The sequence below is a fragment of the Hymenobacter sp. M1-2 genome (assembly GCF_057808495.1).
Window position 1 is genome coordinate 18,676 of sequence record NZ_JBTYZO010000017.1, and the last position, 21,543, is coordinate 40,218.

At 54.7% G+C, this 21,543-nt stretch carries 25 protein-coding genes; 18 read left to right on the forward strand and 7 right to left on the reverse strand.

The genetic code is table 11. The annotated features are described in order from the left end of the window. Positions 1-122: 122 nt before the first annotated feature. The gene (locus ACYSMN_RS16645; RefSeq protein WP_488925042.1) at positions 123-3,293 is read right to left on the reverse strand and encodes an Eco57I restriction-modification methylase domain-containing protein; all 3,171 of its coding nucleotides are present in this window, start codon (positions 3,291-3,293) and stop codon (positions 123-125) included. A gap of 620 nt (positions 3,294-3,913) precedes the next feature. Here ACYSMN_RS16645 and ACYSMN_RS16650 point away from each other — a divergent pair. The 8 genes from ACYSMN_RS16650 (at position 3,914) to ACYSMN_RS16685 (ending at position 11,103) form a co-directional block, all read left to right on the forward strand. Further along, positions 3,914-4,570, forward strand: coding sequence for a hypothetical protein (locus ACYSMN_RS16650; protein WP_488925043.1), 657 nt, complete (start codon positions 3,914-3,916; stop codon positions 4,568-4,570). A 30-nt stretch (positions 4,571-4,600) separates the two neighbouring features. Continuing rightward, positions 4,601-5,662, forward strand: a complete 1,062-nt coding sequence (locus ACYSMN_RS16655; RefSeq protein WP_488925044.1) for an XRE family transcriptional regulator — start codon at positions 4,601-4,603, stop codon at positions 5,660-5,662. Between the two features lie 311 nt (positions 5,663-5,973). After that, positions 5,974-6,195: a DUF2188 domain-containing protein gene (locus ACYSMN_RS16660; protein ID WP_488925045.1), complete on the forward strand. Its 222-nt coding sequence runs from the start codon at positions 5,974-5,976 to the stop codon at positions 6,193-6,195. 129 nt (positions 6,196-6,324) lie between these two features. Then, the gene (locus ACYSMN_RS16665) at positions 6,325-7,551 is read left to right on the forward strand and encodes a nucleotidyltransferase domain-containing protein (protein ID WP_488925046.1); all 1,227 of its coding nucleotides are present in this window, start codon (positions 6,325-6,327) and stop codon (positions 7,549-7,551) included. After that, positions 7,551-8,021 (forward strand): type II CBASS E2 protein, encoded by a 471-nt coding sequence (locus ACYSMN_RS16670; protein WP_488925047.1) that lies wholly within the window; start codon positions 7,551-7,553, stop codon positions 8,019-8,021. The genes ACYSMN_RS16665 and ACYSMN_RS16670 overlap by 1 nt, the downstream gene beginning before the upstream one ends. Further along, the gene (locus ACYSMN_RS16675) at positions 8,018-9,238 is read left to right on the forward strand and encodes an SAVED domain-containing protein (protein WP_488925048.1); all 1,221 of its coding nucleotides are present in this window, start codon (positions 8,018-8,020) and stop codon (positions 9,236-9,238) included. The genes ACYSMN_RS16670 and ACYSMN_RS16675 overlap by 4 nt, the downstream gene beginning before the upstream one ends. 386 nt (positions 9,239-9,624) lie before the next feature. Next, the gene (locus tag ACYSMN_RS16680) at positions 9,625-10,494 is read left to right on the forward strand and encodes a GNAT family N-acetyltransferase (protein WP_488925049.1); all 870 of its coding nucleotides are present in this window, start codon (positions 9,625-9,627) and stop codon (positions 10,492-10,494) included. Between the two features lie 276 nt (positions 10,495-10,770). Next, positions 10,771-11,103 carry a hypothetical protein gene (locus tag ACYSMN_RS16685; RefSeq protein WP_488925050.1) on the forward strand — a complete coding sequence of 111 codons (333 nt, stop codon included), beginning with the start codon at positions 10,771-10,773 and terminating at the stop codon, positions 11,101-11,103. A 140-nt stretch (positions 11,104-11,243) separates the two neighbouring features. On the opposite strand, the gene ACYSMN_RS16690 is transcribed toward ACYSMN_RS16685, so the two are convergent. After that, the gene (locus ACYSMN_RS16690) at positions 11,244-12,179 is read right to left on the reverse strand and encodes a hypothetical protein (RefSeq protein ID WP_488925051.1); all 936 of its coding nucleotides are present in this window, start codon (positions 12,177-12,179) and stop codon (positions 11,244-11,246) included. Positions 12,180-12,404: 225 nt separating this feature from the next. Here ACYSMN_RS16690 and ACYSMN_RS16695 point away from each other — a divergent pair, with 225 nt between their 5' ends. Continuing rightward, entirely contained in the window at positions 12,405-13,559 is a 1,155-nt protein-coding gene (locus ACYSMN_RS16695) for an AlbA family DNA-binding domain-containing protein (RefSeq protein ID WP_488925052.1), read from the forward strand. 915 nt (positions 13,560-14,474) lie between these two features. Here ACYSMN_RS16695 and ACYSMN_RS16700 read toward each other — a convergent pair. The 4 genes from ACYSMN_RS16700 to ACYSMN_RS16715 form a co-directional block, all read right to left on the reverse strand. Continuing rightward, positions 14,475-14,672 (reverse strand): hypothetical protein, encoded by a 198-nt coding sequence (locus tag ACYSMN_RS16700; RefSeq protein ID WP_488925053.1) that lies wholly within the window; start codon positions 14,670-14,672, stop codon positions 14,475-14,477. Positions 14,673-14,738: 66 nt separating this feature from the next. Beyond that, positions 14,739-14,996: a hypothetical protein gene (locus ACYSMN_RS16705; protein WP_488925054.1), complete on the reverse strand. Its 258-nt coding sequence runs from the start codon at positions 14,994-14,996 to the stop codon at positions 14,739-14,741. 48 nt (positions 14,997-15,044) lie between these two features. Beyond that, positions 15,045-15,491, reverse strand: coding sequence for a hypothetical protein (locus ACYSMN_RS16710; RefSeq protein ID WP_488925055.1), 447 nt, complete (start codon positions 15,489-15,491; stop codon positions 15,045-15,047). Position 15,492: 1 nt separating this feature from the next. Continuing rightward, the gene (locus ACYSMN_RS16715) at positions 15,493-15,951 is read right to left on the reverse strand and encodes a M15 family metallopeptidase (protein ID WP_488925056.1); all 459 of its coding nucleotides are present in this window, start codon (positions 15,949-15,951) and stop codon (positions 15,493-15,495) included. 307 nt (positions 15,952-16,258) lie between these two features. On the opposite strand from ACYSMN_RS16715, the gene ACYSMN_RS16720 reads away from it, so the two are divergent. Continuing rightward, entirely contained in the window at positions 16,259-16,618 is a 360-nt protein-coding gene (locus ACYSMN_RS16720) for a hypothetical protein (protein WP_488925057.1), read from the forward strand. 593 nt (positions 16,619-17,211) lie between these two features. Here ACYSMN_RS16720 and ACYSMN_RS16725 read toward each other — a convergent pair. Then, the gene (locus ACYSMN_RS16725; RefSeq protein ID WP_488925058.1) at positions 17,212-17,631 is read right to left on the reverse strand and encodes an SLOG family protein; all 420 of its coding nucleotides are present in this window, start codon (positions 17,629-17,631) and stop codon (positions 17,212-17,214) included. A gap of 179 nt (positions 17,632-17,810) precedes the next feature. Between ACYSMN_RS16725 and ACYSMN_RS16730 the strand changes: the two genes are divergently transcribed. The 8 genes from ACYSMN_RS16730 to ACYSMN_RS16765 all read left to right on the forward strand — a co-directional run bounded on the left by ACYSMN_RS16730 (position 17,811) and on the right by ACYSMN_RS16765 (position 21,372). After that, positions 17,811-18,170, forward strand: a complete 360-nt coding sequence (locus ACYSMN_RS16730) for a hypothetical protein (protein ID WP_488925059.1) — start codon at positions 17,811-17,813, stop codon at positions 18,168-18,170. Between the two features lies 1 nt (position 18,171). After that, on the forward strand, positions 18,172-18,453 hold the full coding sequence (locus ACYSMN_RS16735; RefSeq protein WP_488924606.1) for a hypothetical protein: 282 nt from the start codon (positions 18,172-18,174) through the stop codon (positions 18,451-18,453). After that, positions 18,440-18,724 (forward strand): hypothetical protein, encoded by a 285-nt coding sequence (locus tag ACYSMN_RS16740; RefSeq protein ID WP_488925060.1) that lies wholly within the window; start codon positions 18,440-18,442, stop codon positions 18,722-18,724. The genes ACYSMN_RS16735 and ACYSMN_RS16740 overlap by 14 nt, the downstream gene beginning before the upstream one ends. A gap of 52 nt (positions 18,725-18,776) precedes the next feature. Next, positions 18,777-18,959, forward strand: coding sequence for a SymE family type I addiction module toxin (locus ACYSMN_RS16745; RefSeq protein WP_488925061.1), 183 nt, complete (start codon positions 18,777-18,779; stop codon positions 18,957-18,959). A 53-nt stretch (positions 18,960-19,012) separates the two neighbouring features. Next, positions 19,013-19,327, forward strand: coding sequence for a DUF3846 domain-containing protein (locus ACYSMN_RS16750; RefSeq protein ID WP_488925062.1), 315 nt, complete (start codon positions 19,013-19,015; stop codon positions 19,325-19,327). 3 nt (positions 19,328-19,330) lie between these two features. Further along, the gene (locus ACYSMN_RS16755) at positions 19,331-20,338 is read left to right on the forward strand and encodes a hypothetical protein (protein ID WP_488925063.1); all 1,008 of its coding nucleotides are present in this window, start codon (positions 19,331-19,333) and stop codon (positions 20,336-20,338) included. 68 nt (positions 20,339-20,406) lie between these two features. Next, positions 20,407-20,652: a hypothetical protein gene (locus ACYSMN_RS16760; protein WP_488925064.1), complete on the forward strand. Its 246-nt coding sequence runs from the start codon at positions 20,407-20,409 to the stop codon at positions 20,650-20,652. A gap of 48 nt (positions 20,653-20,700) precedes the next feature. Further along, positions 20,701-21,372 carry a PD-(D/E)XK nuclease-like domain-containing protein gene (locus tag ACYSMN_RS16765; RefSeq protein ID WP_488925065.1) on the forward strand — a complete coding sequence of 224 codons (672 nt, stop codon included), beginning with the start codon at positions 20,701-20,703 and terminating at the stop codon, positions 21,370-21,372. Positions 21,373-21,543: the final 171 nt, after the last annotated feature.

A 21,543-nucleotide genomic window follows, 5' to 3' on the forward strand; every position in this document is an offset into this window, starting at 1 on the left:
CAACCGGACACCGAAGGCAGGATGATGCTTACCAACAAGTTTAAAACGGACTTGCCTTTACAAACAAAAATGCCTGGGTCTCAGTGTACCCAGGCATTATCGTCAAATCAGAAATAATCGACTTACTCGGCAAGCGGAAATAGAATCGTTTCCGCTAGGCGCCGCACCTCAGCCAGTACCTGCAAATACTCCGCTTCGGAACATTCGTGTGCGCGCTTTACCATTTGGCTTAGGGCTATATGATCGGTGTCGGCCTGGTCGAACTCTGGTAATGACATGTGTTTAAAGATATCACCGATTTGTAGGTTGATAGTATGGCTTTCAATATACTCTTTCACTCCAGTAGCATTAAGCAAACCACACAAGTAGTAAGCTGGCTCTGGCTCTTGGAAGTCGGCAAAGAATAGCTTGTGGTCAGGGATGAACGGTTTATTACCATCCAGCGGTACAGTGCCCTCGCTCACGACTGCCGAGCGGAATTCTCCCATCTCGGCCCAAAAAACTTTATAAGGCGCAAATGTATAGGCCCCGACATTGTAGATGGCATAGTAGGGCGCGCCAGTCGCTCGCATGCGGATCCGATAAGTAGAGCGGTTTTCTAGCCATGACTGATGCGCACTTAAGTAGCGCAACGTCCTAGGGAACTCTGTGGCAAGTCGAGTCTCCGCTGTATCATATGAAGCACGTAGAATCCCGGTATTAGGAACAATAGCAAATAGGTGGTGCTTACGTGTGATGCGACATGCCTTAAAGTCTGAGGCACCTTTCATCAGAGGATACAGAAGCCCCGGCTCTATCCAGAACTTTTGCTTGACTCCAAACAAGGTTCTACCGGCCTCCGGACGCGTCTCAATCTGCACCAGCCCCTGCCGCGCATTCTCGGCAAGCACATCAACAAAGTAGATGCCGTTCAGGTCAGCAGTGATTCCTTTGCGCCCCTGAACCCAGTTGCATTCGCCGCGCAGGTGTTCTAACTCCTCGTAACGTCCAGGAGCTAAGAGTGCCCAAGGTGAGCCCGGTCCAGCAACTGGGTTAGCTTCTAAGGTGGTGGTGGTCACGCGGAGTAGCACTTCACCTTGGGTCAACGATTCAGGGATAGCGCGGGCAAATCCAGTGCTAGCTTCCCACACCTGATAAGGCACTGGATAGCTAATTTCGGTATGCGCCGTCTTCTTAAATACAACCACTGCTGTACGGTTGGTGGTACCCTGAAACGGCTGTAAACCCTTTAAATCGTCGATTGTACGAGGTACAAGATTGTATTCATCGTTGATTTTGAATTTTCGGAAGCCCTCTGATGATGGTACTTGGAAGTGATTCTGCGGAATGATAAATACCATATCTCCTTCTGGCTTAAGCCACTTATCAGCCACCGTATATGTTATCAGCCCTGAAATATCTAATTCATTACCACCATTGAATGGGGTTGAAGAAAAGATATCATAGCTCTCGCAAGTGGGCTTAGCACGCTCCCGGTAGAGTTCAGGTAGCTTCGACCATCGCACCCAAGGCGGATTGCCCGCCACAATATCGAATCTACCTGCCGACGCCGACCAAAAGAAGTTCCGCACTATGCGAAACCAAATGCCATTCCAATCTCGGTTGTGTAGGTCCAGTACACGATTGTAAGTTTCCCGCAACTGGGTACCCCATGTAGTCAATTCACCATTCGTAACGACATGGCGGCTCACCAACGCTTCTGCTACTCTTTTGTATGACCACCCCTTATCCACACATTCACCCATGGTGGTAAACACATTATCGAGCCGTTCACGGTCAAATGCCAGTTCAGCAGGCAAAACAATTTCTAGATCCGCAATATCTGACCCAATTCGATAGCGCACCGTGGTTTCGTCGTTTGCGGGGTTGCGTGCCGGTGAGTACACCGCATCCGCTAGTAGAATAGGTAACTCGATTTCGTGTCCATGCTCCTCCTTCAACAGATCAGCAATGGCAATTAAAAAGTTAACCCGGGCGGTTTGCACCGCCAATGGATTCAGGTCGAAGCCCCACACATTGTGAGCGATATCGTCTAATAGCTGCACCGCGTTTGCTCCCCTCTGGACGCCAGCGTCGCGTTTGCGCCTTATTACTTCAAGCAGAAAAGTCGCCGAGCCACAGGTTGGATCCAGTACTCGAATGTTATGCCAGTCATCAGGTGCCACTTTATCCAGGGCTACATTGACTAGCCAGTCCGGTGTGTAGTATTCTCCGAGGGACTTACGCAATGCTTCTGGTACCAGCGCTTGGTAAAGTTGCTTCAACACGTCCTTGCTTTTAGCAGCGGTCAAGTCGTCGGTGCGGTAGAGCGCTAGCTTCCCTAGCAGTAGTCTTACGGCCGCTAAAAACTCTTCTTTGAATTGCGTATCTATTTTGGCGGCATCCAGATACCACGAGAAAATAGCTTCCTCTACGAAACCTTTGATGCCAGCCCGACTAAACAACTGACCTTCTTCAATCTCGGTATTGAGGCAATTCATCAGCTCATCATCAGAATACGAAAGAGCTGCTTGGCTGAAAAAAGTATATGCTGTCAGTTTGTGATTTGCGACAATTTCTGCTGCTAAAACCTTAATTAATAAAGAATTATATGTATGAAGTACGAAAAGTGTGGCGGGAATATTATAGTGACCTAATCGCGAAATTGTGAAACCTACTGCCCGCTGAATCCGACCGACTGTAGCAGCATCTAGATTAGCAATCTGCCCATAAAGTGCCTGCCACTCGCGGAAGAGCATTTTAATCTTATTGTTGCCTGCTGCTGTAATGTGGTACGTCACCTTTGTGGCGAGCATATACATCAATTGCCTGCCTACTGCCGAACCGAGCCCAAAATCCTCTACTAAGTTACTAGCCGTTACTGAGCGTCGGTAGCTGCTAAGCAATGCGTCCACCACCATGCCAACGCTCACTTCCGACAACGGCAATAGATGGCCGTGTTCCATTTCCCCAGATATCATCTGAGCGAAGAATATATGATCTCCGTCTATTCCTATGCCGATGAATTCCTCTTCGGGACGACCTTCTCTTACGGCAGCACGAGTGATATATTTCCTGAGTCGGTCGTTCTTGGCTTCTAAAAACTTAGAACTAGTATCCGAACCACGAAAAAGCCCTCGGTCTTTAAATTCGATAATAACGTTGTTATAGCTAGAATCTTCTTTGTATCGTTCAAGATTGAACACGATTCCTAACACCCTTTGTAATGCAGATGTCCACCCAAACCGGACTTCCTCTTCGTTATTCCATCTTGCTCGACTAGCGTTCAGCTCTTCAAATAGTTCTTGGTACATGCGAGTGAAAAAGAGAAAATATTATAGTCAGATCCATTCCAACCCTATTAGCAAAGGTAAAGGAACGAACTTGGTACCCTACACAATTGATCTAAGTCAATAATAAAGTCTCACCGAGTAGCGGCTTGCGAGAGCATCCTAAAGAAGACCAAAGCCGACCAGATTTGGTCGCCGCCTAAGGCAAGCACATCGGTCAGCTCAAAGGGCTCGATATCGAGAATTTGGCCAGAATAAAAAAAGCGTTAGAGAAAGGCCTGCCCGTCACAGAAACAGAGGACCTGACCAGAATCAACCTCTCCAGCGTCAAGCGCTACTGCAAGCATCTGCTAGCATCTGCTAGCATCTCCGAGCCAGTTATAGGCGCGGGCAAATTGTCAATGTGCAAATCCGTCCCCATTGGCAGAAGGACCTTAGTAAGCCCAAGTTTGAGCTTATCGGTGACTTCTGCTTAGATAATACCCTATGACGAAGCGAGCCTAAATGCTACTAGAAATAGCTAAAATTTAATGCAACAAATAAACTATTTGCTTAATAATCAGCAATTTGTTGATTTATCAGTGTTGTTATTTTGCCTGTTATATTTTTCGTGATACTTTTGAGTATCATGAAAAGCTAGCCCAATGAACAAGACCTTCCGACCTGCCATCAACCTTACGGACTTCAAGAGTCAGATTCCTGCAACCGAACTACAGGTCATCATTAAGGCGGTGGAGAATGCCATGCAAATGACCATGGATATTGAAGGTGTCGATCCGTTCATTCCTCACTTCCGCGCAATATACTCTTCGTGCTTGTTTCCTCGCATCTGGGGGAAGCTAGAAGAAGTATTCGCGGGCGAGGACTCGTGGGAAGTTAAGAAAAGCCGCATGACGTTCACGCTCATTAAGAAAGGTGTGTGTCAGTTTCATTTTTACAAAGGCAGCGCCAATGCTGCTTTCAAGGCCACTTCAAAGCGGCAGAGAGCGATTGTTCAAGGCGAGCTGTACGGTGACTTAGAAGAATTGCCAAGTGTGATTCTTCAGCACTTTTCTGACCGGATGAACTCTCAACTGATTGGCTTTCATGCGTTGTTTTTTGTTCGGGGTAGATTAGTAGAGGACTTTGATATTCTTCATCAAAATTCGGCTCAGCAGTCTAACCTATCTATCACTGCGAAACAAGAGAACATCGAGGAGATGGTACCTGGCTTGACTATCCGTTTTAAAAAGAAAGACAAAACGGCACCGGCTACCCCACAAAAGCGTAAACCCACTCAAGCACAACAAGCGAAAGGATAAAGAACTATGGAGGCTCGGTTCAATTACCAGATGCTGGAATTAGCCCGGTCATCACGCGGAATTACCCAGAAGGAATTGGCGACGCTGCTCAATCGGACACAAGCCGCCGTTTCTCAATGGGAGCACAATTTGCGCGAACCTAACGAAGAAGATATTGCTCTGCTCTCAACAGCGCTGGATTACCCAACAAGCTTTTTCTATCAACAGGAAATCGATGTGTACTTGCCGCCCGTGCAGGGACACTACCGTAAAAAGGCCGCTTTGAAAGCCGTATCGCGGACACAACTTGAATCGCACTTCCGTCTGTTGGGAGGCTGGGTAAACAAGTTGCAGGATGCCATAGAAGTGGAGGACGGAATCGCCAGCCCCGACTTCTTGGATGACATGTCAACTGATGCTTCACCCGAAGATTTAGCCCGGCAACTACGGGCCAAGTGGCGGGTACCAAATGGACCCATTCGCAGTTTGACAACCTTGCTGGAAAACCACAAAATCGTGGTAGCTAAAACGTGGTTGTTCAATGAGAACGTGGACGGCTACAGCTTCCACACCACCTCCGGCATGCCCGTCATCTATGTCAACCGGGAAGTAAGCCTTGACCGTTTGCGATTCAATATTGCCCACGAGCTTGGTCATTTGGTGATGCATTCCGATTGCCTGCCCGATGCGGAACGGGAGAAGGAAGCTCACCGCTTTGCCGCTGAGTTTTTAATGCCGGGCCACGAAATCCACGACCAGCTAATCAATCTTCGCTTGGAAGGATTGATGGCCTTGAAAGCCCGATGGGGCTGCTCAATGGCAGCAGTGGTTCAGCGGGGTAAGCAGCTTGGCCTCCTAAACGAAGACCGGTACAAGAGCTTGCTGATTGGCTTGTCTCCCTACCGCAAGAAAGAGCCAGTTGATTTGGCCAAGCACGGCTTCGTGGAAAAGCCTCAGTTGCTTAGCCTGATGATGCAGTACCATTTGGGTGAGGTAGAGATGTCGCCTACTCAAGTCAGAGATATGCTCCATCTCAATGATAGTGACTTTAGTCAGCTAATGCTGATGCTGGGTTTGGGCTCGGGCGGGATGTTTGTTTCCCACCGGCTCTGACCAGCCTGCTGCTGTCACTTTCATTACACTTTCAAATCTTAATTACCTGACTATAAACCTTCTTAAAACGCAAACCGGCTGCCACAGGTCAGTGACAGCCGGCAGGGTAGAGTTGCAGTAAAATTGGTTGGCGCCTGACTTACTGGTGCCGGGAGTGGTCCCCCGGCCGCGCAATACTACCGTGAGATTTACAAAGGTGCAAAGGTAGTGAAAGTTCACTATCTGGGACGCGTATGCCCTTTGTGCTTGGCCCAGTGCAATGCCCACCACTGAATTAGCTCCGTGGGTAATCATTCTAAGCCCCAATAACCATGGCGAAGAATCTGCACGTCGTGCCCCGCTCCACTGGCTGGGCCGTCAAGACGGCTGGCGCAAATCGCGCTGCTACCATCGTTCCTACCCAATCGGAAGCCATCGCGCTGGCTCGGCAAATGGCCATCGGCCGTGGCAGCGAAATGCTCATCCACGGCACCAATGGGCAAATCCGTGCCCGCAACAGCTACGGGAACGATCCTGAATCCAGCAAAGGGTGATACAAAAAGGCGTTGTTCAGCTGCTAAATCAGCAGCTAGACAACGCCTTTTTGGTATTCGTCTGGCATAGGCTGGCGCATCCGCCGCTGGCCTGTGCTTCGGCTCATCACGTCCTAATCACACCTCATTATGGCTTACCCAAACTACGCCCCCCCGGCGGACACGCCTGCACAGCAGTTTGCGCGCAAACAAGAGCTTTACACCCTGCTCGACCGCCTCGGTCAAGAGCTGGAAATCCCCTCCGATCGCTACAAAGAAGCGGAAGAGAAGTACGTTACTGTCAGCGAGGTACTACGCGGTTGCCCAACCCTTAGTCAGTACGACCCGCACGTCTTTGCCCAAGGGTCCTTTGCGCTGGGTACCACAGTACGGCCTCTGCATGGGGACGAGTACGACTTGGATTTTATCTGCTACCTCCAAAAAGCGCATCACTTGCAGCACACCCAGCGGCAAGTTTATGATTACATTCATAAACGACTAGCTGGCCACGGTGTGTACAGCTCCATGGTTGAGCTGAAAAATCGGTGCGTTCGGATTCGCTACGCCAATAAATTTCATCTGGATATTACCCCCGCCGTTCGCAACCCTTATTGTTACCGTGGCGGCCTTTATGTACCAGACCGTAAGCTCGTCACTTGGAAGGCATCGCACCCTAAAGGCTACGTGGAATGGTTTACACCCATCGCAGCCCTGAAGCCCCGCCTGAAAATGCTGGAGAAGGCCATAGAAGGCCGGCACGTAGCCTTGGGTAGTACTGAGAAGCTACCCGAGCAGCAAGTACCCCGTGGCATTTTACGGCGGGCCGTGCAGTTCATGAAGCGGCACCGTGACACTTACCGCGAGCAGTATCCTACTCACGCGGACTACGCACCAATTTCCATCATCATCACCACGTTGGCTGCCCACGCCTACCAACTGGCAGTTAGTTTGGGAGAATATGATTCGGAGTTCGACGTGATGAATGCCGTTATTGACCTGATGCCGCGTTTTATTGGCATTGAGCATGACTGGGCGAACAAGCGGATTTACACCGTGTTGAATCCTACCACCGATGGCGAAAACTTCGCGGATAAATGGAGCGACCCCAAATATTACGAGGTATTTACGGCGTGGCACCAGGCCGCGAAGCACGACCTGCGCAATTTAGAGTCGCTACGGGGCCGTGATGAAATCCAAAAATCACTTCGCAATTCGCTGGGCGGTGTCGAAACCGACCGGGTGTTTGGCTTACAAACGCAGAGCATCAATCAAGCCCGTCAGCAGCAAACGCTGAATATCCCAGCAGCAGCTCGGACGGGTATCGCTAGCGCGGCAGCAGCGCTGCCAGTACCACAGAATAACTTTTTCGGCAAGTAATGGGGCATCTGCGCACAAAGTCGCTCTCCCTGCCACATCAGTTGGCCACCCTCCGCGCTAATTGGCCGGAGGGTGAAACGCGCCTCACACAGCACGGCCTGACGTGGACTGGGCCACTGGTACCTTCCGTATTCAGTCGAACCTACTTGACCCAAGTTTCTTATCAATCGCCGCAGCATCTACCCATTACCCAGGTGTTGTCGCCCTGCCTGGATGAGTTGGCAGGTGGCCGAAAAATTCCCCACATGTACGCTCAAAAGAAGGGTGAGCTGTGCCTGTTCACCCCCAAGTTCTACGAGTGGACCGGACAAATGCGTATTTCACACAGCATTTTGCCGTGGGCAGAGTTGTGGCTCTACTATTTCGAAGACTGGCTGGCTACCGGTGAATGGCAGGGTGGTGGTACTGACCATCCTGCTCCGCGTAGCATTTCCACTTACAGCGCACCCTTTCTGAGAAGCCTCCGATGAATGCCAGCCCCTCTAAACAGCCAAAACAAGCCGGCGCTTCCAAGGAGGCGCAACGCAAAGCCCTGAGCCCAAAAGTCAAGCAGCTGCTGTACGTGCGGGCGGGTGGGCGCTGCCAGCTCTGTCAGGATTACCTATTAGAAAGTGACGAGTTAGGCTACTACGAGTTCAATCGGGGCGAAATGGCTCATATTGTGGGCCAGAGCCTTAATGCTACTTCTCCTCGTGGTGACTTCCCGCTGGCTAAAGAACTACGGGATGAGGTCGAGAACCTCATGTTGCTTTGCGCCAGGGACCACCAAACTATTGACAAAGCCATTGATGAGGGCAATTTCACGGTGGAGCTGTTACGCGAGCTAAAGCGTGAGCGGGAAGCCCATATTAAGCATGTGACGGGGATTCCGCAGAATCACCATACCTGCATCGTCCGACTGGTGGGTCGCATCAGGGGTAATATGGTCCAGATTACGCGTCCGGAATGCAACAGCGCGACGCTGCATCACTACCCTGCTCGGTTTGCCAATTTTGCCCTCGACTACCACCGGCAGGGAGTGGAAATTGACATCACAATGCTGGGTGAGCCGGAAGAAAACCCGACCTATTACCAAACGGCCCAGCTTTTGATTGACCGGGAAATTCAACTCATCCGCCAAGGAGTAGAACGGGGCGAAATAGCCCATCTATCTGTATTTGGCTTTGCCCGTATTCCAGCCTTGGTCTACCTGGGGTTTAAGTTGGGGAACAAGGTTGGCGCTACTTTATTTCAACGACGGCGAGTTGATGCCAAGCACTGGCACTGGCTGCGGGATGCACCCGTACAGCCGTTTGAGTGGGAGCTTATCCAACGCTCGCCACAAGTGGGGAAAGTTGCCTTGATTATCAATGTTACAGGGTGCATTCACCGATGGGAACTCCCACATAATATTGATGATACGTATAACATATTCTTACTGAAGCCAACTGGCGTTGACCCACATGCCGATGCGATTCTGAACGTAGAATCTCTTGACCAGTTCCGTCAGACTTACCGTCAGCTTATGGCCCACTTAGAAAGCAAACACAAGTCAGCGGACCAGGTGCATTTGTTTCTAGCTGCCCCGACTGCGGTAGCTATTGCGTGTGGTCTTGACTTAATGCCTCATGCGCAGCCAGCGTTATTAGTTTATGATCGGATGCCCCGTGAGTTCGCCGCGGTTCTGTCAGTAAATCAAAAGCTCTGAGGCGGTATAGCTAAGCTGGACACTTCTGGGACGTAGTTTGGATCTGAGTTTCGAAGTAGTTGGGTGAGCAGCCAAGTGACGCGGCACATCTTGGAGGAAAGCCAAGCGGATCTAAATCAGGATTTGCAACAATGAGCGCAGAGCTTATCGACCGAGGACAGGACGTACGCTGTCAGGTTCGGCACGAGTTGCTACTTGTGCTAACTGCCAGCAGGAGACCCTACACGCTCACGTAGAAGTTATAGGGCAGTATGCCTATGCCACAGAGATATTGATGGAATGCACCGCCTTCGGCACCCGGTGCATGTGGTTCCTATTAAAGATACCGAATTAACTATCAGGCTGGCAACACCAAAACCTGCCATCCCAAATCGTACACCTTTTGCATGGCTAAGCTTTTAACATTCGCGCGTTTTCAAGACTTCTTGGAGCACAACCGGGCGCATATGGAGGCACACTTTTATGTTTACTTCCACGTCTTTAAACTGCTTCCCCTGCTGCGAAGCAAACAAGCAGGTGTCTTCAACGCCTATAATATTGTGAATGAAGAGGGTCACCAAATCATTGCTTTACATGCTACCGGCAGCTATTACCTGTTTAGCTTTGGCTGGACAGCGCCCATGCTGGACCTGCCGGCCACCCAAGTGGACGTTGGCAAATGCAAGGACAACTTTCAGTTCCTAGGGCAGCGCGATTTGATTCTGGAACTGCTGCAAAAGCACGAGTGCCAATGGTGGGTACTCAAGGAGCGGCTGGTTTACCAATGCGATGAAGTGCTGGGCCAAAGCCAGGTACCCAACGCTCATGTTGAGAACGGCAACCTAGAGGATGTGCACGCGCTTACGGAGATGACGTTAGCGTATGACATCGCCGAATATCCCACTAAGCCCCACCGGGACGCGGACAAAGCGTTTGGTCAAGTCCTGCACGGGATAGAGAACAATGGCCTGTTTGTAGTCAAAAGAGAGGGAGAAGTCTGTAGTATGGTGCAGGTAATAGAAACGGACGGGTACACGAAGCCCCTATTGGGCAGCTTATACACACTGCCCGAGCACCGGAACAAAGGGTATGCGTCGTTGCTGCTCAGAACCGTAACGCAAGGATTGCTGCGGCACCGCGGAGAGGCGTGCGGTCTGCTCTCGGATATTACCAACCCCGCCTCCAATAAGGTCTTTGTGAACGTAGGTTTCCGTTCCATCTACCATTGGATTAACATCATCATGGGCCAAGCAACTCCTGCCGAGGCGGTGTCCTAGTGAGTTCGAGGAAACGTTGCCAGAACAGGCTGCATGGCCACCCGCGGTAATGCCACGCCGGTAAGGCATCCGAGCTGGTTCGCAAGGGTAAGCAGGGGTGCGGAAGGCTGCTGAAGTGTATTTAGCGACTTGTTTTTATCCGCTCAACATCAGAAAGTTTGAAATTATAGCGTAAAACGTGCACAAGTTGAGCTATAGTTGGGAGGCAAAAGAAAAAACTACCTGCTGAAGACGTATTTATAGTTACCAGGGCCTTTTTAATCCTGGCTAATCAATATGGACACGTCAATCGTGCATCTATCAAACCTGCTGGGCAAAATCCCAGCTTTTGCTCGGGTGGCCGCCGTGTACGGCACACAGGGAATCGCCAATGGCCGCGACGGTCTGGCCGTTCGGTACCCCGATGGCACCGAAACCTTTCACTCCTTATCAGCAGGTAGCCGGCCGTGGCTACGGAAGTTATTTCCCTGGCTTGGGTGGCGGGCTGAAGTCGGACACGATGCCAACTACCAGACGTTCGTGTTCAGGTTTTCCACCTACCATGATTCGTTGGTGACGAAAACGCGAGCCCGCGTGCTGTGTGCCCAAGCCTGGGGCATCTTGCGGTAGCAGAAGGGCTGTCGACACAAACGCCCACCCATAATGGGTGGGCGTTTTGCATTTTAGCGTCTCAGTGTAGAAACAGTACCTTACCTGTGACGAAAGGCGTCGGTCGACCAGAATTCTTCCACCAGTATTTGCCCAGCTATCTAATGAGCCTCCGGGTTTAGAACTACCTGAATGGGCTTGTCAGACCTAGGGAAGATGCGCCAAAGCTCCCGATAGGCTTTTTCAGCGGCACCCCGGTTGCGGTACCGGTTAATGATAATAGCGGTGATGTCGGCAATTTGCACTTCGAACGAATTATGGGACTCGTAAAAGGCACAATGGTTTTTGAATACATCGGCGAAGTCTAGTCCCTCGCCGTCTTTCTGCTGGTATTTGTCTAGGAAGGGGTGTCCAGTCTGCTTCCATCCCTCCATCACGGGAAATCCTTTCGCCGTGTTGATGAAGCTGGTTCGCAGTAGCTCTTTCCAAAATATTTCCGGCTCGCGGCCGCGAACAAAGTCTTGGTCTATTTTGAACTCAATATTCAACAGGTTTTCGTGGAAGGGGTCCTGGCCCGCCAGCTCCAGCGCAATGGAAACACCGACGACTTGTTCAAAGCAGGTGGTAATGAGTTCCCGGAGCAGCAACAGTTTCATGTAATGCTGGTAGTGCATCTTTCTGGCATTCTTGTACCAGATGACCATGGCAGTATACTGTTTTGTCATTTGGTCTTTGCCAGCTCCCCGCGCTTTGTCAGCGGCTCGCTCCAGCGAGGCTACTTCCCGGGCTTTGAAAGTTTTCATCAAGTCTTCCGAGTTTTCGGAAGGTCGAAACTGCACGTATGTGATGCGGACCGGCGGTTCAGCGCAGATAACGGCTTGGGCGAAGGACATCAGTTCATCTTCAGTTAAGTTGCTGCCCTTTATTTCACCGGTTATAGCGAGCTTTTCTGTGGGTATTGTGGCCAGCCACTCCCTGAACTGCCGCTCCTTGGTTTGAATTCCGTGTTGGTATTGCACGAGCTTCACCGCGATGAAGAAGCTGAGTAATTCGCTGCCAGGGGCAAAATCGCCAGACTCATCAATTCCTACTATCACAATTAAATTATAAGGCGTGGTGCCTAACTAAGCTGTTTATGCTTGGTAAAGCTAAAGTGCTAAATCGGCCGGGGAGTGCATGCTGTTCAATGGAAACGTTGACTGCACAACTGTTGCGAGAAGTAGCCAGCCGACCAGCGAACCGAAATAGCGGAACTTACGACGGAATTTACTGTAATGTCTGACACCAGATGACGTTGAAGGCCAATCTCAAAAATTAACTTTATGAGTCTACCCAGCCTCGAACCTATCATTCGCAATTTGATATCTTCCAAACGCGAGGGAGACTACTGGGACTTCAAAGCCGAGCCCCATAACAACAATGCCACCTTACTGCACGACCTGTTGTGTCTCGCCAACTCCCTGTACAAAGGAAACCGCTACCTGATTCTGGGCGTCGATGACCCAAGCAAGGGCGCTAACGTTGTAGGCCTTTCTCAAGGTCAAGAAGGCCGCAAAACCCAGGCGCAATACATCGACTTTTTGCGAAATCAGAAGTTTGCTAGCGGCTCTCGACCAGAGATTAATCTGGTGACCTTACTACTAGACGGCAAAGAGGTCGATGTGCTGGTCGTGGTTGATGCCCCGCACAAGCCGTATTGGCTTACCGAGGATTATTTAGGTGATAAGGGTAAAGTTGTCCGTGCGCAATACATCTACACACGGGTGGGCGACACGAATACGCCGATGACGAAAGCTGCGGACCCACATCATATTGAAAAAATGTGGCGGCAGCGCTTAGGCATGGATCTTATCCCGAGTGAGCAGATGAAACAGCTGCTTTATCAGCCCCAAGACTGGATCATTGATTTTAACATCAAAAAATACGCGTACCACGCGCACCTATCAGATTACCGCGTTACCTTGTCTGAGGTAGAGGAATTCTGGGAGCCGTTCAGCTTCTTCTTTACCAATAAGAAGTCATTTTGGGGTACTGCTTCATTCAATCATAATGCGACCACTCTCTTTGAAATAGACTACGTCTACTTGGACGAAATGCGCCTCATGCTACCGTTTCCTGAGACCGGGTATGTAGAGCTGCAAGACCGAACGGTATGGTATTATCATTATAACCAAGACACTACGGGAGCCTTCCTGAAGTTTCTAATGGAAGGTCGTGGCGGGCTCGAATCACGAGGTATGAAAGTGCCCTTCCTCCTTTTTAAGGATGAGGCTGAACAAGATGTTTTTGATGCATTTATTAAAAAGCACGAGCACCTATTGATAGAAGCAGATCCGGGTTACTGGGCGCAGGAGGCGGCTAAAGAAATGCGTAACGCGGGACGTGAGCATCAAATAGACCCTATCGATGTAGGCAAGCTTTACGCAGTCTACCAAACATGGCAACGAGGCGAGTATAGAAGACGTGAAAGTTCTTGACTGAACACCGCAACGGGATAAGGATGCTGCAATGAACAATGCTAGGGGCTACCTGTTGAGTAACGTTAATGCCTTCTTGTGCCTAGCAGCGTTGCATAATACTTCGGCATAATATAACCATCGTATGACTCCGGCTCAGCGACTGCAAGCAACGATAGAGACGCTCACTACCATTAACAATCGAACCACTAGTAACGTGGCTCCCGGAGTGTACGTTGATTTGGTCAAGTCTACACCCGCTTTCGCCGATGATTGCGTTATCCTAAATCGTATTACATCAGCCGAGGAAGAAGAAAACACATTGGGGCTCGAAAGCCTTTGCTACTTGGCAGATGAAGCAGGCTGTGCAATGCAGTTGATTGTGAATAAGAAAGACTTCACCGGCAAGCATAAACTGTCTATAGGCCAACTGCGAAAGATGTTCAGGTCTGTTGGTTTCAAAGAATCTAGAGAGCCCGGAAAAAAGGATTGGTACAAACGACTCCCGCAAACGGTGTAACTTATAAACTAAGTAAGTATCTGCGGGCCGAATTATTCGGATTAGTAATTATTCCTTAGTTAAAAATTTGATCTAAAGCTAATGGAAGCGGGACTATTGGAAGTAGTGTAAAACGCAAGTTCGCGGAAGAAGCTGTCAAGCATATTACCTAGGATCCGATGAGCCCGGCCGCACGCAAAATCACTCAGGACGTACACAGTTTTATTTTGGCATATAACCTTCGTTAGGGTTCCAATTGAATACTATTCGTCACAATAGCAAAAGAAAGCCCAGCCTTGCGACCGGGCTTCCAATTACAACAGGTGTGGCATAGTCGATAACCAGGTTGTCTGCCCTTTGCGGTCCGCACACACTTCACGGAACCACAGCCCGAAGATAACAACGGCCGCTATATAAGCGGCCGTTGTTCGTTCTGGTTAGTCTACTTGTGGGGGCTGCTTTTTCTTCTCTTTACGCACCCCCTTGAAGGGTTTGCCATTTTCCTTCACGTCCAAGAACTGTCCAGTCTCGGCATCTCGCTTCACGAACTGCTTTGTCACCGGATTGTAAGTTTGAGACCGTTTGCGCACGGCTCCTTTGCGGGCGTTGTCGCCGGTAGGAGGGTTGGTTGCCATGATGGTTAAATGGTTGGTGAGTATGAGAAAAGAGTAGAGCGAAGCGGCATCTCGTGCGCCAGCAGGTTAAACGCCTCCGTTGCCGTCTGTCGGACCCGGAACTGCCTCCGGGTCCACGGCCAGCGTCGATACGGCCGCGGCGACACTGCCCGCCAGCACCAGATAGCCGCCCAGCGTCACGAGCGCGGCCGGTAAGGCTATTGGAGACCTGGCCAGCACTCCGCCTACTGCCGCCACGGCCGCGCCGATAACCCGCATCTTGCGGAAGAACCTGGGTGTAGGCGCAGTCGCCCGGTCCAGTACTGTCAGTTGTTGGTCCATCATAGAAAAAGGGGTAAAGGTGAGAAAGTAAAACCGCCACCGTCCGATGGCTTATCTTCCGTTGTCAGGCCCCGCCGTGTCCAGCCGCGCCAGAATCCGGTCCGCCCATTCGTTGCGCTCTTGTTGGTCTTTACTGGCTTCGGTGAGCGTTTTCGTCCGTTCCTCTACCAGCGCCATCGTCTTGTCGATGTGGGCCAGCTTCTCCGTCATCTTGATGACCAACTCCACCATTTCCTTGCGTAGCTCCGTGCGCTGCTGCAAGGCTTCCAGCCGCACCTGTTCCACATAAGTCTTGATTTCCTCGCGTAGCTTATTTTCTCGCGCCACCGCTGCCACGTAGCACTCCTCCACGCGCAGCGCCAGCGCCGCCGACTGCTGCTCCTGCTTCTGCCCCGATACCTTGAGCGTCTCCACATCTCGCCAACTCTTCACGAAGTACAGCAGCACCGCCACCGCGCCGCCCACCACCGACGAGATGACACCCCAGTTCTCAAGCACGCTACCCACGGACGTCACCTCCTTTCCGCTGCGTTAACACCTCGAAGTGTGGCCGGTCTTTGAATCGTTTCCAGTCACCGCCCCACACCACCCGCGCATCGGCCGCCTTCATCAGCCGGGCGAACTTCGAAAGCAGCAGTCCCGACCACGACACCGACCCATCGGCTAGCAGAAACGCTACGTCCAGCGCTGGAGTAGGCCGTAAGTTGTGGTTCGACTGCCCACCGCGTTTATAGGTTACAATAGGCCCGGGCTTACTGCGCCCCTGCGCGTACAGCTCATTCTGCCGCTCCACCGAGCGGAAGCATTCCGTCACTATCGGCCGCCCAGCAAGCCGCAATGTCGGGTCCAGTAACCACCGCCGTAACGCCTCATCATAAGCTGACGCCAGCGCCGGAACCGCCTGAGCCAACCGCGCTGCTTGCACCGCCGCCTGCTTAGGCGTCAACGCCAGCGGCATTCTCGGAGAGATAAAAGTAGAACGCAACATATTTTAGTTTGATGTAAGTTAGTGAATACAAAGATGCAAAATATTACATAATTATGTAACAAAGATTAACTCTGAAACTTCCCATTGTAGAGCCGATAATCAGCTAGAGTAATTGCATTTTTTTGCGCATTCCTGCGGGTCGGGCTGTCCGCCACTTCGCTTCGCTACGGCCCTGCGGGCAGCCTCCTGCGTCGGCTTGGCTCCCATCCCTTGCGCATTTCTTTCGCTACTATTCTTCTCTGCTGATACTAACCACCCAACGCCGCCTGCCCAAGCCTTGAAAAACAGGCCCCGGCAGTCGGCTACCGTCCCCACGCAGGCCACCAGGCCGCGCCCCCAAAAAGCGCCGCCCGTCGTCCCGCTCACCGCTCGTTCCACGCTCCGGCCCGGCACCGCTACCTTCCCGCAAAACCCACTGCGCTGGTGCCCAGCCTCCGCTACCGATGCCCCGCCCGGCCCGTTTCCCTACGCGACCTCCGCCCACGCTGCGCTCCGCTCATTCGTCGCTCCGCTGCTCTGCGCTCCTCATCCGCTATGCTTGCAGGGCTCCAGTTGCTCCGGTCAGCCGGCCTCCGTCTGCCCACCTCCCGACTCTGCCACCACTGCCGACCGCCTCACGCTCCGGCCCGCTGCCTAACCTCCCCACTAGCTCACCGCACGGCAGCCAGGCTCCCGCTACCGAAAACCTACGCCGCGGCCCGCCTCCCGTTGGTCGGCCAGCCTCTGCCCAGCTCCCGTACGTCTCCCTGACGCCTGCCCACCGCACCGGCCCAGGCCGCCAATTCGCAAGGTCAGCGGCTCCTTCGGTCGCCACCTCCCAAGCGGGCTGCCTGGCCGCTGCCCACGCACTTATCGGTAGCTCCGACAGCAAGGTGCCGCTCCGCGGCCGGTTTCATTGGGGGCACCCAAGCCCCGGCGTCCATGCCCTGGCTGACGCCTGGTCATCTGCCTCGGGTTCCGCAGCCTTCCTTTGGTCGGCCGCTGCACCCTCATAAGGTGCCCTTCGGGCCAGTCCATTGGGGGTGCTCAGGCCGCCCCCCAAACCCCCTGGCCGAGGCTTTCAGCTGTTCGGTAGGTCGCGCCATTCCGGCAGCTGGTGCCGCGCATTTTTAGACTCGACCCTACCAGGTTAAGCAGCTGGGCGGGTTTAGGCAGGGTGGCAGGCAGCTAGGGTCGTGGTGGCCTCAGTTGGTGCCTCAGCTGCCCACGTCCGGGGCGGCGGAGCAGGTTTCACAACTCCAGCCGGCCGGCTGGCTCGCCGGGTGGGGCGTGTAGCAGCCACTCGCAGCGTCGGCCCAGCCGGGCGGCGGCGCGGGCGGCGCTCAGTGTACCCCGGCTTTTCCCGTCCCACAGCAGCAGTACCAGGTCGGCCCGGCGCACTATTTCCGCATTGCGCACATGGGGCGCGCCGGCACCGTGGGCAGCGTAGTCGGGCCGCAGTTCCAGCAGCGGCACCCCATTGGCCCGCGCCCAGCTGGCCGCTAGTTGGTCAGCTCCCGCCGCACCCCCGCTTATCACCAGTGCCGGTCGCAGGTGCGCCAGGTAGCGCGTCAGGCGCTTGGCCGTGGAGCCACCCTTCACGCTCCGGCTGCCCACCACGGCCACCACAGGTCCATTTTCAACATGCAGCTTATTTTGTACATTATTCATATCGTAATATAGCAAAAATTTTCTTTATTCTGTAAATTATTATTTACTGTTTTCTTTGCTTTTAGTTACAGTTTTCCGTATAATTGTAATAGAAAGTCGGGGGAGAGGCCTCCGGCGTATGCGCTGCCGGCAGGCGGGCCCCCGGTCGGCAGCGCATCATACGGCTAACATCTACAGCCATGCTTACTGCTTTACAATTCTCGCAGCTCGCCGCTGCCGCCTGGTCAGGCCCTGCCGCCGCTCATTTCGCCACTATCAGCTGCTATCTGGCCCCCTGCGGCCACAGCAAAACGCAGTATATCGTTTCGTATCACGTCGGGCAGGGGTGCTATATGGCCCAGCGGGATTGTCCTTTGTTGGCTATTGCGGAGGCCGTAGCCGCCGCCCACCAGGGTGGGGTGCCCGTCTCGCTGCCGCGCACCACCCGCGCGCTGCACGAGGCCGCCCGCCAGTTGGCCGGGGCCACCCATCGCGCCGGCTTGCCCGGCTTCGCCTACCGCTGCCTCCGCCACCGCTGCGCCCGTCTTCGCCATGCGTAGTGTGGCCCTATTGCCGGCCGCTCCCCCGGTGGGGGCGGCCCCGGCGCTGGCCGTGCGCCAGCAGCTGGCCCGCACACAGACGGCCCTGTTTGATGCCCGCGAGGCGCTGTACGCTTTACGTGACGAGTACCCGCGCCGACCGGCTCGTTTTTCCCGGTTGCGCGCGCTTATCCTGCGCCACCGGCAGGCCCGCGCCGCCTATCAGGCCGCTGCCGGCTCGTTTCACGCCAGCCCGGCCGGGGAGCAGCTGCAACGCTTGCGCCGCACCTATGGCACGTGGTGATACGCCGCCGACCGGCCGGTGGTATGCCGCCTGCCTGTACGCCACCGGCCACGGATGGGCCGTGGTGCGCGATGTGGCCCAGCCCGGTACCACCCCCGGCGGCCCCGGCCACTATCAGCAAGAGGCCGCTCCCGGCCGCTACGCCACTCAGGAGGCCGCCTACGCTGCCGCTGCCCGCTTCAACGCCCCGCGTCTGCGGCCTGCCGACCGCTACGGTCTGCTCCCCACCCCGGCCGAGGACTGCCATCCTCATCCCTGGGAGCTGCAATAATCTGCCACCGGCCCGCGCCGCATTTGGCGCGAGCCCCCACAACCATAGCACTGTGGCCCTCACAACCCCCCGCCGCCTCAAGGTGGCCCTGCATTACCGCCGGCTGCATCCCACGCTGTCTACTACCTCGCTGCTCGTGCTGCGCGGCAACTGGCTGGCCCAGGCCGGCTTCGTGCCCGGTGCTACGGCCGTGGTAGAGGTCGAACCCGGCCGGCTCATCATCACGGCCAAGTAATTCCCTCATTGGCCCGCGCCGGATCAGGCGCGGGCCCTAACCTTCCAGCCGCTATGCCCGCTACCGCTACTACCTACCAGCCCCATCTGCTCGACCCGCACAGCGCCGAGCCCCAACCCATCCGCCCCCGCAATGGCCGCAGCTTCAAGCTGGCCGAGCTGTACGAACTGCTCGACTGCCAAACGGTGGATATAGTGCGCCTCACCGACGAGTTGATTTTGATCATCGACGACGAAGGCAAGTTCCGCAACCCCGCTTACCTCAACCTGCTGGCTACTTACCTCTGGTACCAGTATCAGCCGCAGGCGCGCGGCGTGGACAGCATTGTGGGCCGCGTCATTCTGTGCCACGATAAGCAGTTCCGCTAACTCATGCAGGCCCCCACGTTCCGCGCCTGGGTGCGGCCCTGCCCGCGCTTCGGCTTTGTCTGGCAGTTGCGCCAGCCCTTCTACCCAACCACCGCCAACGGCGAGCGGCCCACACGGGCCGCCGCCATGCGCGAGGCCATCCGCGACGCCCGCCACTTCCAGACCGTCCACGAGGGACCCGAGGAAGGCGGCGAGGCCTTCTACGAGCCGCCGCCCGCCCTGGGCGTCGGAGGGCTACTGCGACGACATCGACTACTAACGGCCACCGGGGGCCGGGCCGACAACCGGCCCCCATTCTTTTTACCATCCAACCCTTTCCCTGCAATGGCTAAACAATCCGCCACCGCCCCAGCTGCTACCACTCCGGCCGCAGAAATGACTACCATCACGCCCAGCCGGGCTTATCTGACGGCCGCCGTGGACGAGACCAGCGGCGAGGTCACCGAGACCAGCCGCTTCCGTTACCTGCCCGGCCACCCGCGCCAAATCCGCTTCGATGCCAAAGCCGGCCAGTTCAACATCAATGGTATCACGCCGCTAGGCCCCGCACTCAGCTTCATTCCGCTGGCCTGGCGCGTCTTTCAAGACGATATTCTGAACATGGGCCGCAAGCTCTGGGCCGAGCTGTTCTACGCCGACGAGAAAGGCGCCATCTGTGCCGTGCTGTTCCACGGCTACAGCGTTGAAAACCTCTACCGCCTTATCGAGCCGCTGTTCTACGACGACCTGACTCTGGCCGACGTGGTGGTGAAAGTGCAGGCCAGCAAGAAGGAAACCACGAAGGAAGGCAAGAAGGCCACCTACTACATCGCCGAGTTCAGCTACGAGGTAGCCGACGTGCAGGAGGTAGCCGCCCGCCGTGAGTTCGCTCTGGATTTTCCCATCTGGCGCGAGGAAACCAGCACCGGCGCGGCCGACGTGCGCATCAGCCACGGCTACTACAACCCAAAGGCCGAGGCGACGCAGCTCACCGAAGCCTCGCCCGCCGAAGCCCAACCCGAAACCGTCTAGCCCACCGGCCCCGCTCCGCCAGGGGTGGGGCCAACCGGACGCCCACGCAACCCATAATTTTCCTCGTTATGTCTGCACCTCTGGAAGTACCGCAGCTCGTCGTGCACCAACCCGCCCGCGACGAAGTCGAGGCCCAGCGGCTCACCCAATTAACGCAGCTGATCGAAGCCGCCGAGCCACTATCCGACCTGCGCGACCTGGCCCCGGCCGTGCGCAAGCTGTTCCCGCCCCCGGCCTACGAAGTCGGCTGCGGCGGGGCCCACATCTGGCTTCACCGCCAGGACGAACCCCAGCGCCTGGCCTTCATCTGCTAAGAAACCACGCATTCCTCTTAGCTTCTAACTCCTAGCTCCTCCATACCCATGTTCCATAGCATTCAATCTCTACCAGAACTGACCCAGGCCCAGCATCGTGCCCTGCCGTACGTGAGCAACACCGACCTCTCCCGCCTCAAGGAAGAACTACTCGGACGGCTCCGGGCCCCCAACATCCAGGCCCTGACTTTCGGGACGGCCTTCCACGAGGCCGTGCTGGAGCCCGCCCGCTACCACGCCCCGCAGGGCCTACCGCCCGCCCAGCTGCGCCTGCTTGAGTCGCTGGCTGCCGCCGTGCGCCGCCACCGCTACTGCCGCGACCTGGTCTACCGCGGCACGCCCGAGCTGACGCACACGGCCACCCACACCGCCAGCGGATTGGCCGTCAAGATCCGCCCGGATCTGCTGCTGACCACGCCCCGCCTCGGTCGCCGGGTGCTCGTGGACTTCAAAACCACCAGCTGCCGCAACTATGCCCAGTTTGTCGGCACCGTCGAGCAGTACGACTACGACCGCCAGGCCGCTTTCTACACCGATGTGCTGCGAGCCGACCGCTTCCTGATTGTGGGCGTGCAGAAGAAGTCCCCGCACGAAATATGGCTGGTGGAGCTTTCCGCCGACGCGGCCACGATGGAGCAGGGCCGTAAGAAGTACCAACGGCTGCTGCGAGCGTGTGCCGAACGCACTAACGTAGGGGCTGCTCAACAGCTGGCAGTCTGAATCTGCGGACTGCGTTTTGCCGCCTGAGCTGCTTGGCGCAGCCGAGCGCAGGAAGGGCCTAGTCGGTTCTGGCAATAGCTAGCCGGGGTGATGATAGTGCTTAGGTTTCTTGTATGAATAACCTAGGCCAACTGGCGGCTTTTTAGTTTATTGCAGGGCTTTTCTTACTTA

Bases quoted from the DNA above. Each gene is read 5' to 3' on its own strand.
- ACYSMN_RS16680 (WP_488925049.1), top strand. From the start codon at position 9,625: ATGGCTAAGCTTTTAACATTCGCGCGTTTTCAAGACTTCTTGGAGCAC.
- ACYSMN_RS16650 (WP_488925043.1), top strand. From the start codon at position 3,914: ATGAACAAGACCTTCCGACCTGCCATCAACCTTACGGACTTCAAGAGT.
- ACYSMN_RS16695 (WP_488925052.1), top strand. From the start codon at position 12,405: ATGAGTCTACCCAGCCTCGAACCTATCATTCGCAATTTGATATCTTCC.
- ACYSMN_RS16705 (WP_488925054.1), bottom strand. From the start codon at position 14,996: ATGATGGACCAACAACTGACAGTACTGGACCGGGCGACTGCGCCTACA.
- ACYSMN_RS16740 (WP_488925060.1), top strand. From the start codon at position 18,440: ATGGCACGTGGTGATACGCCGCCGACCGGCCGGTGGTATGCCGCCTGC.
- ACYSMN_RS16715 (WP_488925056.1), bottom strand. From the start codon at position 15,951: ATGCCGCTGGCGTTGACGCCTAAGCAGGCGGCGGTGCAAGCAGCGCGG.
- ACYSMN_RS16725 (WP_488925058.1), bottom strand. From the start codon at position 17,631: ATGAATAATGTACAAAATAAGCTGCATGTTGAAAATGGACCTGTGGTG.
- ACYSMN_RS16765 (WP_488925065.1), top strand. From the start codon at position 20,701: ATGTTCCATAGCATTCAATCTCTACCAGAACTGACCCAGGCCCAGCAT.
- ACYSMN_RS16645 (WP_488925042.1), bottom strand. From the start codon at position 3,293: ATGTACCAAGAACTATTTGAAGAGCTGAACGCTAGTCGAGCAAGATGG.
- ACYSMN_RS16730 (WP_488925059.1), top strand. From the start codon at position 17,811: ATGCTTACTGCTTTACAATTCTCGCAGCTCGCCGCTGCCGCCTGGTCA.
- ACYSMN_RS16750 (WP_488925062.1), top strand. From the start codon at position 19,013: ATGCCCGCTACCGCTACTACCTACCAGCCCCATCTGCTCGACCCGCAC.
- ACYSMN_RS16660 (WP_488925045.1), top strand. From the start codon at position 5,974: ATGGCGAAGAATCTGCACGTCGTGCCCCGCTCCACTGGCTGGGCCGTC.
- ACYSMN_RS16675 (WP_488925048.1), top strand. From the start codon at position 8,018: ATGAATGCCAGCCCCTCTAAACAGCCAAAACAAGCCGGCGCTTCCAAG.
- ACYSMN_RS16700 (WP_488925053.1), bottom strand. From the start codon at position 14,672: ATGGCAACCAACCCTCCTACCGGCGACAACGCCCGCAAAGGAGCCGTG.
- ACYSMN_RS16685 (WP_488925050.1), top strand. From the start codon at position 10,771: ATGGACACGTCAATCGTGCATCTATCAAACCTGCTGGGCAAAATCCCA.
- ACYSMN_RS16760 (WP_488925064.1), top strand. From the start codon at position 20,407: ATGTCTGCACCTCTGGAAGTACCGCAGCTCGTCGTGCACCAACCCGCC.
- ACYSMN_RS16755 (WP_488925063.1), top strand. From the start codon at position 19,331: ATGCAGGCCCCCACGTTCCGCGCCTGGGTGCGGCCCTGCCCGCGCTTC.
- ACYSMN_RS16655 (WP_488925044.1), top strand. From the start codon at position 4,601: ATGCTGGAATTAGCCCGGTCATCACGCGGAATTACCCAGAAGGAATTG.
- ACYSMN_RS16670 (WP_488925047.1), top strand. From the start codon at position 7,551: ATGGGGCATCTGCGCACAAAGTCGCTCTCCCTGCCACATCAGTTGGCC.
- ACYSMN_RS16665 (WP_488925046.1), top strand. From the start codon at position 6,325: ATGGCTTACCCAAACTACGCCCCCCCGGCGGACACGCCTGCACAGCAG.